Annotated in this window: 13 protein-coding genes; 8 read left to right on the top strand and 5 right to left on the bottom strand. The window is 61.6% G+C overall.

The window, feature by feature from the left end; genetic code table 11:
• Positions 1-198 precede the first annotated feature (198 nt).
• Positions 199-636 (top strand): CYCXC family (seleno)protein, encoded by a 438-nt coding sequence (locus tag ACOFKT_RS08490; protein ID WP_419806964.1) that lies wholly within the window; start codon positions 199-201, stop codon positions 634-636.
• Positions 637-684: 48 nt separating this feature from the next.
• Here ACOFKT_RS08490 and ACOFKT_RS08495 read toward each other — a convergent pair whose 3' ends face one another.
• Positions 685-1,620 (bottom strand): ROK family protein, encoded by a 936-nt coding sequence (locus tag ACOFKT_RS08495; RefSeq protein WP_419806965.1) that lies wholly within the window; start codon positions 1,618-1,620, stop codon positions 685-687.
• A gap of 48 nt (positions 1,621-1,668) precedes the next feature.
• Positions 1,669-2,661 (bottom strand): ADP-glyceromanno-heptose 6-epimerase, encoded by a 993-nt coding sequence (gene rfaD / locus ACOFKT_RS08500; protein ID WP_419806966.1) that lies wholly within the window; start codon positions 2,659-2,661, stop codon positions 1,669-1,671.
• A 149-nt stretch (positions 2,662-2,810) separates the two neighbouring features.
• Here rfaD and ACOFKT_RS08505 point away from each other — a divergent pair, with 149 nt between their 5' ends.
• The 5 genes from ACOFKT_RS08505 (at position 2,811) to ACOFKT_RS08525 (ending at position 9,205) form a co-directional block, all read left to right on the top strand.
• Positions 2,811-4,160 (top strand): MFS transporter, encoded by a 1,350-nt coding sequence (locus tag ACOFKT_RS08505; protein ID WP_419807141.1) that lies wholly within the window; start codon positions 2,811-2,813, stop codon positions 4,158-4,160.
• 119 nt (positions 4,161-4,279) lie between these two features.
• Positions 4,280-6,445 (top strand): methionine--tRNA ligase, encoded by a 2,166-nt coding sequence (metG, locus tag ACOFKT_RS08510; RefSeq protein ID WP_419806967.1) that lies wholly within the window; start codon positions 4,280-4,282, stop codon positions 6,443-6,445.
• Between the two features lie 210 nt (positions 6,446-6,655).
• Complete coding sequence (locus tag ACOFKT_RS08515; RefSeq protein WP_419806968.1) at positions 6,656-7,504, top strand: TatD family hydrolase; 849 nt, start codon at positions 6,656-6,658, stop codon at positions 7,502-7,504.
• A gap of 152 nt (positions 7,505-7,656) precedes the next feature.
• Entirely contained in the window at positions 7,657-8,157 is a 501-nt protein-coding gene (locus ACOFKT_RS08520) for a YajQ family cyclic di-GMP-binding protein (protein WP_419806969.1), read from the top strand.
• Between the two features lie 58 nt (positions 8,158-8,215).
• Positions 8,216-9,205: a polyprenyl synthetase family protein gene (locus ACOFKT_RS08525; RefSeq protein ID WP_419806970.1), complete on the top strand. Its 990-nt coding sequence runs from the start codon at positions 8,216-8,218 to the stop codon at positions 9,203-9,205.
• Positions 9,206-9,220: 15 nt separating this feature from the next.
• Here the strand turns inward: ACOFKT_RS08525 and ACOFKT_RS08530 are convergent, their stop codons facing one another.
• From ACOFKT_RS08530 to ACOFKT_RS08540, 3 genes are read right to left on the bottom strand one after another with little or no spacing between them, the layout of a single operon-like run.
• Positions 9,221-10,477 (bottom strand): Nramp family divalent metal transporter, encoded by a 1,257-nt coding sequence (locus ACOFKT_RS08530; RefSeq protein WP_419806971.1) that lies wholly within the window; start codon positions 10,475-10,477, stop codon positions 9,221-9,223.
• Positions 10,474-11,550, bottom strand: coding sequence for a CgeB family protein (locus ACOFKT_RS08535; protein ID WP_419806972.1), 1,077 nt, complete (start codon positions 11,548-11,550; stop codon positions 10,474-10,476). The genes ACOFKT_RS08530 and ACOFKT_RS08535 overlap by 4 nt, the downstream gene beginning before the upstream one ends.
• 2 nt (positions 11,551-11,552) lie before the next feature.
• Positions 11,553-12,824 (bottom strand): magnesium transporter MgtE N-terminal domain-containing protein, encoded by a 1,272-nt coding sequence (locus ACOFKT_RS08540; protein ID WP_419806973.1) that lies wholly within the window; start codon positions 12,822-12,824, stop codon positions 11,553-11,555.
• A 262-nt stretch (positions 12,825-13,086) separates the two neighbouring features.
• Between ACOFKT_RS08540 and ACOFKT_RS08545 the strand changes: the two genes are divergently transcribed.
• Positions 13,087-13,527, top strand: a complete 441-nt coding sequence (locus tag ACOFKT_RS08545) for an ATP-binding protein (protein ID WP_419806974.1) — start codon at positions 13,087-13,089, stop codon at positions 13,525-13,527.
• Between the two features lie 41 nt (positions 13,528-13,568).
• On the top strand, positions 13,569-13,916 hold the full coding sequence (locus ACOFKT_RS08550; protein ID WP_419806975.1) for an STAS domain-containing protein: 348 nt from the start codon (positions 13,569-13,571) through the stop codon (positions 13,914-13,916).
• Positions 13,917-13,991 lie beyond the last annotated feature (75 nt).

The following is a 13,991-nucleotide window of genomic DNA, read 5'->3' on the forward strand; positions in this document are numbered from 1 at the left end:
TCCAGCCGAGTTCTGCGTCATAATGAGTGTGGGCAGTATGACGAACAGGTCAGCCCAATTGAGATTCGCGGACGGTTGAGAAACATCCCGCCGCACCAAGTTGCGTCACTGGCCTCCCCCGTATGGGTGTCATAACCCATACGGGCTTTTTTTGTTCGGCTGAATCCAGGGCAGCGCCGCAACCAGTAAACTCGTGTCATGAAGCGTTTTTTCGCTCTGGCCGCCATCGCCTGCGTGACCATCGCCGCATCCGCGCAATGGGGCAACCCCGCTGAAGACATCCCCGCCTACAACGCCGCGCCGCCACACGCTCCCCTGCCGCCCGTTCTGGCCGGGCAACAGTTGACGGGACCTTATTTCGCGCATCCGTACCAGGTCACCGCCTACCAGATGGCGCAGAAGATCCCGGCCGTGCTGCACCAGCTACCCTGCTACTGCCGCTGCGATCGCGCCATGGGACACAACAGCCTGCACTCCTGCTTTGAGGGAACGCACGGCGCTGCCTGCTCCACCTGCATGAAAGAGGATGTGTACGCCTACCAGCAGACCCGCAAGGGCCGCACGCCGGCGCAGATTCGCACCGGTATCGAAAAAGGCGAATGGATGAACGTCGACCTGGAAGCCGCGAAGCTCTAGCCTTTCTCAGAAGAGCCGGGCGTTAGCGCTAACAGAACGGATCGTAGGTCACACCGCAGGTTTCGGAACGCTTGCAACCATGGGCCAAAGCCAGGCCGCACCCCGGACCCCGCTTGCATCGCCGTGCACTGCCTGCAGGATCGGCGTTTCCACCGGCCCGCCGAACGTGTACTGCGACAGCAGCTTCGGAACATTCGCATACAGCCGCGGCAGCCGCGAAAGTCCGCCGCCGATCACAAACGCATCCGGGTCCAGCACGTGAACGACGCCCGCGAGTGACCGCGCGACCCGGTCCTCCAACCGCTGCAGCGCGGCTTCGGCCTCTGGATCGCCTTGTTCACTCAGCGCGACGATCTCGGGCCCACGCAGCGCTCGTCCTGTTGCTGACTGGAAATCCCGCTCCAAACCGCTTCCGGAAATCCACTTTTCAATGCAGCCACGCCGGCCGCAGTAGCATTCTGGTCCGGGCCACTCCTCAGGCGTCTGCAGCGGCAACGGGTTGTGACCCCACTCGCCCGCCACGCCGTTTGGCCCGTTGTGCACGCGGCCCTCGATGGCGACACCGCCCCCACACCCTGTCCCCAAAATCACGCCAAAAACAACCGGGTACCCTGCCGCCGCGCCATCGATCGCCTCTGAGATTGCAAGGCAGTTAGCATCGTTGGCGCAACGCACCTCGCGCCCCAGGCGCGCGGCCAGGTCACGCTCCAGCGGCATCCCATTCAGCCAGATAGAGTTCGCGTTCTTGACCAAACCGGTCGACCGGACCACCGTGCCCGGAATGCCGACGCCAACCGTGCCACGTTCGCCAGCACGATCTTCCAAAGCTTCAGCGGTCGACGCGATCGCCTCAATCGTCCCCGGGTAGTCGTCCTTGGGGGTTCCGACGCGGATGCGATCCAGCTCATGCCCGGTCGCGTCGAAGGCACGGCCCTCGATCTTGGTCCCACCCAGGTCGATCCCGATGCGTATGCCTGCCGCCACAGATTGCTCCTGCTGTTCCTTAGAGATGAAGAATAAAGCCGGTGCAGCCTAAGCAGCCCGAGGCTTCAGATAAGTAGTCACGTAATCGTGCACGCCGTCTTCCAGCATGGTGAACGGCTTGCCATATCCTGCAGCGCGCAGCTTGTCCATCTTTGCCTGCGTGAAGTACTGGTATTTCCCCTGCAACGGCTCCGGCATGTCGATGTACTCAATCTGCGGCGTGTGGCCCATCGCGCCATAAACGGCAGTAACCAGGTCGTTCCATGTGCGCGCATTGCCGGTGCCGCAATTGAACAGTCCGCCGACCTCACGGTGCTCGGCCAGCCAGAGCGTCACGTCAACCGCGTCCTTCACGTACACGAAATCGCGCATCTGCTCGCCGTCGCGGTACTCCTTGCGGTGGCTCTTGAACAGTTGGACCTTGCCGCTGCCATCGCCGATCTGGCCGAAGCTCTTGTGCACAACCGACCGCATATCGCCCTTGTGATCTTCATATGGCCCATAGACGTTGAAGTATTTCAGACCCGCGATCGGGTTCTCCGCCGTAGAAAACAAGCCGTGCTTCAACGCCCAAAGATCAAACATCTGCTTGGAGTAGCCATACATATTCAGCGGCCGCAGCCGGGGCGTCACCGCATCGCTGTCGTCGTAACCCAGGCTTCCATCCCCGTACGTCGCGGCGGAGGAAGCATAAACAAAGCGCACACCCTTGCCCTGTGCCCACTCGCATAGAGCACGCGTATAGGCGTAATTGTTGCGCAAAAGGTAATCGGCATCGCGCTCCGTGGTCGCCGAACAGGCACCCAGGTGAATGATCGTGTCGATCTCCGGCAGCGCCGCATCACCCATCCCGTGCAGGCGATCCAGAAACTCTTCCGGCGAGATCAGGTCTTCGAATCGCAATCCGACCAGGTTCTTCCAGCGTTCGTCGCTCTGCAGGCGATCGACCAGCAGCAGTTCGGTCGTGCCGCGCCGGTTCAGTTCCGCCACGGCATTGCGTCCTATAAAGCCGGCGGCGCCGGTCACCACGGTCATCTTCATCGCACCCACGATTCTAAGCGCGAACACAAACCATATAGCGGCTTGACAGTGTTGCCGCTTGCGTCAGTATGCTTCGGTGCAGGCACGCCGAAACGTTTCGCGGCCGCCTTTGCTTCGACTCTCGTACCGTTGGAGTTCCCTTGGCCACCGTGCACCGCCCCGCGTCCTACCAGGAAAGCCTTAGCCAGCAAAACCAGATGCGCTGGATCGTCTGCGGCCTGCTGTTTTTGGCAACGACGATCAATTACATGGACCGGTCCGTCTTCTCGCTGATCGAGCCCAAACTGCACGAGCTGCCCTTTATGGGCTGGAACCCGGCTGACCCGGCGCACAAAGTTTTCAACGACAACTTTGGCGATGTGCTCATCTTTTTCCAGATTGCCTACGGCGTCGGCCTGCTGGTCAGCGGTCGCATCATCGACCGGCTTGGGACAAAGGTCGGTTACGCGCTCGCCATCGTCATCTGGGCGCTGTCGAGCATGAGCCATGCATTTGTCGGCTCGGTCGCGGGCTTTTGCGTTGCGCGCTTCATGCTGGGTTTGGGCGAAAGCGGCAACTTTCCGGCGGCGTTGAAGGCGACCAGCGAGTGGTTCCCACAGAGCGAGCGAGCCTTGGCCACCGGCATCTGGAACTCTGGCGCGAACGTATCCGCGATCGTTGCTCCACTGCTGATTCCGTATGTGGTCGCGCGCTACGGATGGCATGCGGCATTCATCACCACTGGTTCGTTCGGCATCGTTTGGCTGGTGCTGTGGCTGTTGTTTCCCTATGACAAACTGCGCCGCGGCGCAACGGCCACACAGCAACAGCTTCAGCTTCCCGTGCGCAACGCCGGACTGCAGCCGGAGCGCATTCCGCTGGGCTACATCCTGCGTGAGCGCGGCACCTGGGCCTTCGCCGTTGGCAAATTCCTGACCGACCCGATCTGGTGGTTCTACCTGTTCTGGCTGCCCAAGTATTTCCACGAGAACTATGGCCTTTCGCTGAATGAGCTCTACAAACCGCTCATCGTGGTGTACCTGTCGTCTTCCGTGGGCTCAATCGTTGCCGGCTATCTGCCGGGCCGCTTCATGCGCAGCGGCATGACGGTGAATCGCGCCCGCAAGCTGGCGATGCTGATCTGCGCCTGCTGCGTCCTGCCGGTGGCCGCGGTTCCCTACATGGCGTCGCACCACCTCGGCATGTGGCCGACGATCGCACTCTTCTCACTCGCAGCAGCCGCGCACCAGGGTTGGTCGGCAAACCTGATGACGACGCCGAGCGACGTGGTGCCTTCAACCGCGGTGTCAACCGTGGTCGGCGTAGGCGGGGCCTTTGGCGCCATTGGAGGCGCGCTGTTCACGGCGGTGGTCAAAAAGAACATCAGTACGCATCCGTTGGTCCTTTTCCTGTTCGCGGCGTGTGCCTATGTTCTCTCGCTGCTGATCATCCAGGCGCTGGTGCCGCGTCTCGGTCAACCCTCACCAGAGTTTGAAGCGGACGCGGACGTTCTGCCGTAGACCGCTGCCGCACACAGCAGGACCGCATGGCCCACCCTGGCCGCGCATGGCGCGGGTAAGCTGGGCCATGCGCAACACATTCCTCGGCGGTTCCCACTGCTAAACTCGCCTTAGCACGCATGCCTCCCAAGTTCTACGTCACGACCCCTATCTATTACGTCAACGCGCGCCCGCACATCGGTCACGCCTACACGACCATTGCCGCGGACGTGCTCGCGCTACGGGCCCGCATGCAGGGCCGCGACACCTGGTTTCTGACCGGCACCGACGAGCACGGGCAAAAGGTGCAGCGTTCCGCCCTGGCCGCCGGTGTCACACCGAAGCAGTTCGCCGACGAAGTCTCCACCAGCTTCCGCGCTCTGTGGCAGCGCATGGGCATCCGCTACGACCAGTACATTCGCACGACTGACGAGGAGCACCGCCGCGGCGTGCAGCAGATCTTCACGACTCTTTACGAGCGCGGTCACATTTACCTGGACAGCTACACGGGCCAGTACTGCGTCTCTGAGGAGATGTTCGTCGAGGGTCCGCCGGGCACCATCGGACCCGACGAACGGCCAACGGAAACCGTCACCGAAGAGAACTTCTACTTCCGCCTCTCGGCCTTTCAGAAGCCGCTCATCGACCTGATCGAATCGAACCAGCTGGCGATCGAACCGGAGTCGCGCAAAAACGAGGTACTTTCGTTCCTGCGCGGCAATGCAAACAGCGGGGCCGAAACCGTGCGCAGCGACACCGGTGTGCCATACGTCCCGGGCGCTCTGAAGGACCTGTCCGTTTCGCGCACCAGCTTCGATTGGGGCATCCCCGTCCCCGAGCCGGCGGCAGGCATCACCAACCAGAAGCACGTGATTTACGTCTGGCTTGACGCGCTCGCAAACTACATCACTGCGCTGGGCTACGGCGACACCTCCGAAGCAGCGCGTGAAAAGCTTGCCCGCTTCTGGCCGGCGGATGTCCAGCTTGTCGGCAAGGAGATCGTCCGCTTCCACTGCGTCTACTGGCCGGCTTTTCTGCTGGCGGCGGGCCTGCCGCTGCCGAAAAAAATCGTCGCGCACGGTTGGCTCCTGTTCGAAGAATCGAAGATGTCAAAGTCGCGCGGCAATATCGTCCGCACCGAAACGATCCTCGACGCCTTCGGCGCGCTGCGCCCCGACCTGGACAAGGAGCAGCAGGACCGCTTCGGTGCGGATGTGCTGCGCTACTTTCTGCTGCGCGAAATCCCCTTCGGCCAGGACGGCTCGTTCAGCTTTGACGCCCTGTTGACCCGCTACAACAGCGACCTTGCCAACGGCTACGGCAATCTGGTCAGCCGCACGCTCAAAATGGTTGAGCAGTACTTTGCCGGCGCCGTGCCAGAAGCGGGCCTGAGCACCGAACTCACCCTTGCCACGACCGAGGCGATACGGCAGGTTGGTGATTCGCTTGATCGCCAGGAGTTTACGGCGGCCGTAACCGCCTGCGGCGCTCTGGTCACGGCAACCGACGGCTACATCACCGCGAACGCGCCGTGGAAGCTGGCAAAGGACGAAACGCAACGCGAGCGCCTGGCCACGGTACTGCGTACTGCGGTCAAGGCCATTCGTATCCTCACGGCGCTGCTCTACCCCGTGCTCCCCTTCACCACGGAGGCGGTCTGGCAGCAGCTCGGCCTGGGATCGCTGCGCCGAGCCGTTGAGAACGGCGAGATGGTCGATCTGACACACGGCGGCTTTCCCGCCAACGCGCGCCTCGGCTCGCTCAAACCTCTCTTCCCCCGCGCCGACAAGGAGACACTCAATCGTATGACTGATGCTGAACAGACGCCCGGTGCGCCCGCAACCGAAACCCATGCGGAGCAGGTCGATCCAACGACGCAGTCGCTGGCACCCATGACCGAGGCAACGCCCGATGTCCTAACCGGCGCCGCCGAGCCGGCAGCAGCCACTTCAGCGACTACGCCCGTCAAGCCCGATACCCCGCAGATCACGATCGACGACTTCGTAAAGGTCGATCTTCGCGTAGCCCGGGTTCTGGTCGCCGAACGCGTGCCCAAGTCAGACAAACTGCTTCGGCTTGAGGTCGACCTGGGCTACGAACAGCGCCAGGTGCTGGCCGGCATCGCGCAATTCTACGAGCCCGAAAAGCTGGTCGGCCGCAAAGTCGTCATCGTGGCGAACCTGGCGCCACGCAAACTGCGCGGCTACGAATCGCAGGGCATGATCGTCGCCGCCAGCGTGGGCGACGGTACACCCGCCCTCGCCAGCTTCATCGAAGATATCGAGATCGGTGCCCGCCTCCGCTAACAATCCAATCAGCACCCGTCTCCGGTAACAATTCGAATCAGCACCCGTCTCCGGTAATCATCCGAATCAGTAAATCAACTTGTCATTTTCAATCCAAATCAGTAAACCAACTTGTCATTTCGACCGGAGCACCGACAGCTTCATCGTCGGTGCGGAGTGGAGAAACCTGCTTTTACAAACTCTCGCGAAGCGAGAGAATACCCACCACCCATGCACATCGTCGATAGCCACGCCCATCTCGATTTCCAAACCATCGCCGAAGACCTCGACGGCGTTCTGGCACGCGCGCTTGCAGCCGATGTGCGAACCATCCTCGCCGTCGGCATCGGCGACAATCCTGACACGATGCATCGTGCGCGCGATCTGGCGGCACGCTTTGCCGGGAACGCCGGTGTACCACGCATCGTTGCCAGCGCCGGCATCCACCCGCAGGAGGCTGCCGCCGCAGGCCCGCAGGCTCTCGCCAAGGTGAAGGAGCTCGCCGCCGACCCGCTGGTCGTCGCCATCGGCGAGATCGGCCTTGACTATTACCATGCCGACAACCCCGACATCTCCGTCCAGCACGAAGCGTTCCTGGCGCAAATGGAGATCGCACGCCAGTTCCGAAAGCCCATCCTGATCCACTGTCGCACCAGCGAGCTCGCCACGCCACAGGCCAGGGCCCGCTACGGCGATGAGGACGCCGCCGCAGACCTGTTCCGCCTCATCGAGCAACACTGGACACCGCACGGCATCGGCGGCATCATGCACTGCTTCAGCGGAAACGCGGAGCAGGCGCGGCGCTCGCTCGATCTCGGCTTCCATGTCTCGTTCGCCGGCAACGTCACCTACTCTCGCTTCCCTTCCATTCGTGAGGCCGTGCAGGCCGTACCGCTCCATCGCTTGCTCGTCGAAACCGACTCGCCATTTCTAGCGCCACAGCCGCACAAGGGCGAACGCAACGAACCGGCACGCACGCGGGTAACCGCCGAGTTCATCGCGAAAGAACGCGGCATCCCCGTCGAAGAGCTCGCCAGCGCCACCACGGCGAACTTCGAGCGGCTGTTCTGGCTCACTTAGACTTCCGCGTGCTCCACTCCTCGCGCGCTTATACGCGACGTGCTGGCCGGCGGTTATCTCACACCCGCGATCAAGCCCTTGAGCACGAAACAGGCATCCATACCCTTTGAGTTGATTCGGGCAACCCTGCCCATTGCACGAGAGGAACATCTATGGCACAGGACAACAGCTTCGACGTCGTCAGCAAGGTCGAGGTGCAGGAAGTGAAGAACGCGATCGATCAAGCCCAGAAAGAAGTGAATGCGCGCTTCGACCTGAAGAACTCAAAGTCCACAATGGCGTTGGAAGGTTCTGATGCGATCCAGCTCGCCTCACAGGATGAATACACGCTTACTGCGATTACCGAAATCCTGCAGCAAAAGCTGGTAAAACGCAGCGTCTCGCTCAAAAACCTCGAGTACGAAAAAGTCGAGCCGGCCGCAAACAGCTCCGTGCGGCAAAAGATCAAGCTCAAGCAGGGCATTCCTTCAGAGGCCGCGAAAAAGATCACGGCTCTGGTCAAGGACTCCAAAAAGAAGGCGCAGGCTTCCATCCAGGGTGACACAGTGCGCGTCGTGTCGAAGGATCGCGACGTTCTGCAGGAGGTTATGGCTTTGCTGCGGGGCAAAGACTTTGGCGTGGAACTTCAGTTCACCAACTACCGCAGCAATTAGGGTTGTGCTGCAGGGCACAAGCAGCATCCGGCCACAGCGTGTGAGAATCTGATTACAAGTGTCACCTTTGTCCATTGCGACCGCCGCTGAAGTGGAGCACCTGCTTCGTGACGACCTGCAGGCTGTTGAGCGGGAGTTTGCGCGGCAGTCGCAGTCGCAGGTGGAGGTCATCACTGAGATCGGCGAATACCTGCTCGCCGGTGGCGGCAAACGTATCCGCCCGCTTCTGCTGCTGCTTTCAGCCAAGTCGCTCGGCTTTGACGGAGATAGCCGCATACGCATGGGCGCCGTGGTTGAGATGCTGCACACCGCGACACTCGTGCATGACGACATCATCGACTCGGCGACATCGCGCCGCGGACGCCCGAGCACCAACGCACAGTGGGGCAATGCAAAATGCGTGCTGGCCGGCGATTGGCTCTACATGCAGAGCTTTCAAACCGCGCTGCGAGAGCGCAATTTCCACGTGCTTGATCTCCTGATCGGCCTCACTCAACAAATGGTCGAGGGCGAGCTCTTGCAGCTTGAGAAACTCGGCCACCTGATTAATGAGGAAGAGTACTTTGACCTGATCTTCCGCAAGACTGCCTTCCTGTTCAAGGTAAGCATGCAGCTTGGCGCGGCGTTGGCCGGCTCAGAAGATGTGATTGAAGAGCGCCTCGGGGAGTACGGCCGCAATCTTGGCATCGCCTTCCAAATCGTTGACGACGTGCTCGACCTGACCGCGACTGAGGCGAAGCTTGGCAAGCCCGCGGCCAGCGACCTGCGTGAAGGCAAGGCCACACTTGCCGTGATCCACGCCCTGGAGCGCGGCACCGGCGCCGAGCGTGAGTGCATCCGCACGGTCCTAGCCGACCGCGGCTTCAATCGCGTCACGCACGCGACCATCCTCGAAATCCTGAAGCGCCACGGCTCCATCGACTACGCCATGGACGCGGCGCGCGCCTATGCCGAGGCCGCCCGCCAGTCCATCGCGGAGATGCCCCGCTCCACGGCCCAGCGCGCACTGCTCTGGGTTCCGGGTTTCGTCATCAATCGCGAAAATTAACGCACTGCCGCTACCTCACCCTTGCGGGCGAATGGCGCTCCAGACCAGCGCCGTCGACAGCACCACCACAATCAGCGCCGTGCCCCACGCGATCACATTAAACCAGCGCGAGTTGGTGTGCTCGCCCATCAGTTCTTTGTCATTCGACAGCTTCAACATGAAATACAAGATCACCGGCAGCAGCAGGCCGTTCAGCACCTGGGACCAGATCGCGGTCTTCACAATATTGAAGTGCGGCAGCAGAACCGCACCCGCCCCCAGCCCGATCAGCAGCGTGTAGAACCAATAAAAAACCGGCGCTTGCTTCCAGCTGTTATCCAAACCGCTCTCAAATCCAAGCCCCTCGCACACGGTGTAGGCCGTTGTCAGCGGCAAAATCGACGCGGCGAACAGCGACGCATTCAGCAGACCCGCCGCGAACAGCAGGAACGCGTAATCCCCAGCAATCGGGCGCATCGCTTCCGCCGCGTCTGCCGGCACACCGATGTTGCGCACGCCGTGCACAAACAACGTGGCCGCACAAACCACGACGATGAACCACGCCACCACGTCCGTAAAAATCGACCCCACAATCACGTCCAGCCGTGTCGCCTTGTATTGGCGCACGGTAATGCCCTTCTCCACCACGGATGATTGCAGATAAAACTGCATCCACGGCGTGATGGTTGTGCCGATCACGCCGATAGTGGAGTACAGGTACAAATGGTCGCGCCAAGCCGACCGCGGCGGCAGCTTCACGGTTTCCACCAGCGCGGTGTGCCAGTCTGGCCGGCCCAGCACACCCGCCACAATGTAGGCCAGATACACCACCGACGCGAACAGAAAAATCTTCTCCACGCTCTTGTAATCGCCGCGCACGACCAGCGCCCACACCAGGAACGCACCGACCGGCACGCTGATGAACTTCGATACATGGAACAGCTGCATCGATCCGGCGATGCCCGCGAACTCGGTCACCACGTTCGCGAAGTTGACCACCACCAGCAGCAACATGCAGATCACGGTGATGCGTAAGCCGAACTCCTCACGGATCAGGTCGCTCAACCCTTTGCCGGTCACCGCGCCCATGCGCGCGCAGATCTCCTGCACGACGATCAGCGCCAGCGTGATCGGAAGCATGGTCCACAGCAGCGAGTACCCGTACTGCGCTCCCGCCTGCGAATACGTGAAAATGCCACCGGCGTCATTGTCGACATTGGCCGTGATGAACCCCGGTCCAAGCGCCGCCAGAAAGAACAGGATGCGTCCGCGCCAGGTGCGCCAAAGGCTCATGCATACACCTCGCCGATGTGCGCTCCACACGTCCCGTTTCGCGTTGCAAGCCGCGGCGCAATTCGCTCCAGGATGCGGCGCACCTGCGTGTCGTTGTCGTAGCCACTCGACCAGGCCCGCCGTTGTCCCGCCAGGGCAATGCGGTTCCGTGCGGCTTCATCCGGCAGGTAGCGCCTCACCTTCGCAACCAGCTCGTCGTAGCCATCGAAGAACACCGCCTCTTCATTCTCGACAAACCGCTGCGCATGCCCAGCGCTGCGCTCCGCCAGCAGAAAACCTCCGCACGCCGCAATCTCAAAGCTCTTGTGCGCGAACTCATCGGCGTTGCTGTGAGTCAGAAAACTCAGGTTAATCCTTGAGCGCCAGATAGCCAACCGATACTGTTCGTTATAGAGCTCTCCCTCGCGGTAAAGCGCGGCAAAGTCGTCTGCCGTCAGCCTGGGCCGCCAGTGCTGCGGTCCGCCGCTGATGACCACCGGCAGGTCCTCGCGTGCCATGCGCGTCAGCGTTTCCGCTCGCTGGTCATACGCCGTTCCGATGAACGAAACACCACGGTCACGCTGCGCATCGGTGTACGGCTCAGGCGCTGAAAAGTGCACCGTCGGCTCGAACGCTGTTTGCACCTTGATGACGTCGCGAGCGCCCGCCGCGCGATAATCCCGCACGTTGGCGTCCCGCTGTGTGCAGTGCAGGTCGAACCGTGGGATCGTCTGTGCGTACAGCCGCCAGCCCGGGTCGCGCCGCGGACCGAAGAAGTTATCGATCATGTAGCTGATCGTCTGGATACCCATCGAGCCAAACACGTCGAGCGTTGCCGGCTGCAGGAACAGCGCCTTGTCGCACCACAACACATCGGGCTTATGCTCACGCGCCATCGCGATCAGGTCGCGGTTGAATCGGCGCACCTCGGGCCCGGCCACCAGCCTGTGCTCCACTTTGCGCAGCAAAGCATGCTTCAGCCCATAGCGGTACTGGTTCACCGGCACACAGGTGTGCCCCGCGCGTTCCAGCGCAAGCCTGCGATACTCAGCCGAATCGTTCGGCGACAGGTGCGCCACATACAAAATGCGCACCGCTATCGCTCCTCGCGCAGCAGCGCGATCACATGCTCGGCATAAATCACGCCTTCCAGCTTGCTTTCACTATCCACCACGGCCAGCGACCGCAGGTTGTACTTATCGAATTGTTCGGCGATATGCTTGGCCGTCATGTCTACCCGGCAGCAATGAATGCGCTCCTCCTGCACCTCTGTCAGCGGCGTGTCTCCACTTGCAAGCAAAATGCGCGCCAGGTTCACCACACCGCGCAGCTTGCCTTCCGCGTCAGCGATGAAGATCTCCGTCACGGTCTCCACGTCGCCTTCAAAGACTCGCAGCGCCTGCACTGCATCGGCCACGGTCGCGCCCACGGGCACAGCGACCAGGTCACTGGTCATGATGCCGGCCGCCACGTCCTCCGCGAACTCCAGCAGCTCCTGCACCTCCTGGCGCTCCTCCGGCTCCATCTGCCGCAGGATTGCGTCGGATCGCTCCTCCGGCAGTTCTGAAAGCAGGTCCGCGGCCGCGGCCGGATCCATCTCCTCCACAATGTCCGCAACGCGGCTCGACTCCATGTGTTCCAGAAGCGAGCGCTGCAGGCGTGGTTCGACCTCCTCCAACGCCTCAGCGGCGATCCCTTCGTCCAGCGACGTAAACACCGCGTCGCGTTCTGCCGGGGCCAGGTCTTCCAGAATGTCCGCAATGTCGGACGGGTGCATGCGCGACAGACGATCCTGCTCCACGTTCAACCGGACCCGCCGCGCAGGATCACGATCGATCAGGTCCACAAACTCCCACGGAATGACCCGCGGCTGAAAGCGATGCACGAGCGACTCCACCGCCTCGGCAGGCAAGCCACGCAGCAGCCGGCGCACCGCACCCCGCATGCCGACCTCGACCTCCGCAATGCGCAGGTCGCACACTTGCCCTTCCTCATACTCCCAGACCAGGTCCACGTCATTCACGCGCACGACCTTGTGGCCGTGCACGTCGATGATCTGCTGATCCAGCACGTCGCGTTCCAGCAGCACCGAGGTGTCATCCTCGGTCAGCGGTTCTGGCGTATAGCTTTTGATCAGCACGATCGAAGCATCCGTTCGAAGCTGCAATTGCGCCAGCGGAACGGTCACAGCTTCTGCCCCGCGAAAGCGCCCGGTGCGGGTCAGCACCAACGCATACACGTGCGTCCTGCTCTGTAGCCCGCGGAAAAGGAACTCCGCAACGCGGCCTGCCGTGCTTCCATCTTCGCGAAGTACGGGGCGGCCCAGCAACATGGCCACGGTAGTGCGACGCGCATGCATCGTTGACATCGTCGCACCCTCCCTCCGGTCACGTTGTATGTCACTGCCTATGGGCAGTCTAACCCGCCGTGCAGCTTACAGTTGCCTGCTACGCCCGGCCTGCGAACGGCAGGTGAATCAGCGTGGGAACCATGGGTGCGACGGCTGCGTACTTCCAGCCGTGTGGCGTTTGCTTCTTGACTTTCATCACTTACACAAGCACACTGCCCCAGAACGCGCTTGCCGCTCGACCGGGCAAAGCCAGCATCCTGTGGTGCCCTTAAAGGATTCCATGAACGATTCGATAACAGGCCGGATCGAACTCACCCTGCCCTCAACGCTGGCCACCGTCGATCGCATGGAACAGGAGTCGGAGCGCTTTGCCATGGAGCACGGCTTCAGCGAAGACGACGCGGCAAACATCGCCATGGCCGCCCGCGAGGCAGCCGTAAACGCCGTGATGCACGGCAACAGCTACAGCAGCGCAAAGCAGGTGCGCGTCCATCTGCAATCCGACGACACAGCGCTCACCATCAACATCCAGGACGAGGGCACCGGCTTCAACGCTGCCCTGCTTCCCGATCCGCTCCTGCCGGAAAACATCCTGCGCAGCTCAGGCCGCGGCATCTTCCTCATGCGTGCTCTGATGGATGAGGTAAACTTTCGCCAACTCAACCCCGGCACGGAGCTGACCATGATCAAGCACCGCACCGCCGGCACCGAAGCCAAGTAGATCGGCGTACAGCGCCACTGATTCTCCCGGAGGAAAGACCCATGAGCATGAAGGTAAGCACGCGCCAGGTGGACGGCGTAACCATTCTGGACCTGAGCGGCCGCATTACGCTCGGCGAAGGCAGCGTCACCCTGCGCGATGCGATTCGCGACCTGATCAACAAGGGCGAAAAGCACATGTTGGTGAACCTCGGCGATGTCAGCTACATCGACAGCTCGGGTCTCGGTGAGCTCGTCAGCGCCTATACCAGCGTAAAAAACGCCGGCGGCGAACTGAAGCTGCTGAATCTGACCAAGAAGGTCCACGACCTGCTCCAGATCACCAAGCTTTACACCGTCTTCGACGTCAAGGACGACGAAGCCAGCGCCGTGGGTTCCTTTTCCAAGTAGTCTCGAAACGCATCGCGGAAGCGGAAAGGCCGTCGCGATTGCGACGGCCTTTCCGCTTTTCTGCTTCCATGTGCA

The organism is Terriglobus sp. (assembly GCF_965201105.1).
Taxonomy (GTDB): Bacteria; Acidobacteriota; Terriglobia; order Terriglobales; family Acidobacteriaceae; genus Terriglobus.

Bases quoted from the DNA above. Each gene is read 5' to 3' on its own strand.
- ACOFKT_RS08520 (WP_419806969.1), top strand. From the start codon at position 7,657: ATGGCACAGGACAACAGCTTCGACGTCGTCAGCAAGGTCGAGGTGCAG.
- rfaD (WP_419806966.1), bottom strand. From the start codon at position 2,661: ATGAAGATGACCGTGGTGACCGGCGCCGCCGGCTTTATAGGACGCAAT.
- ACOFKT_RS08490 (WP_419806964.1), top strand. From the start codon at position 199: ATGAAGCGTTTTTTCGCTCTGGCCGCCATCGCCTGCGTGACCATCGCC.
- ACOFKT_RS08530 (WP_419806971.1), bottom strand. From the start codon at position 10,477: ATGAGCCTTTGGCGCACCTGGCGCGGACGCATCCTGTTCTTTCTGGCG.
- ACOFKT_RS08545 (WP_419806974.1), top strand. From the start codon at position 13,087: ATGAACGATTCGATAACAGGCCGGATCGAACTCACCCTGCCCTCAACG.
- ACOFKT_RS08540 (WP_419806973.1), bottom strand. From the start codon at position 12,824: ATGTCAACGATGCATGCGCGTCGCACTACCGTGGCCATGTTGCTGGGC.
- ACOFKT_RS08515 (WP_419806968.1), top strand. From the start codon at position 6,656: ATGCACATCGTCGATAGCCACGCCCATCTCGATTTCCAAACCATCGCC.
- ACOFKT_RS08550 (WP_419806975.1), top strand. From the start codon at position 13,569: ATGAGCATGAAGGTAAGCACGCGCCAGGTGGACGGCGTAACCATTCTG.
- metG (WP_419806967.1), top strand. From the start codon at position 4,280: ATGCCTCCCAAGTTCTACGTCACGACCCCTATCTATTACGTCAACGCG.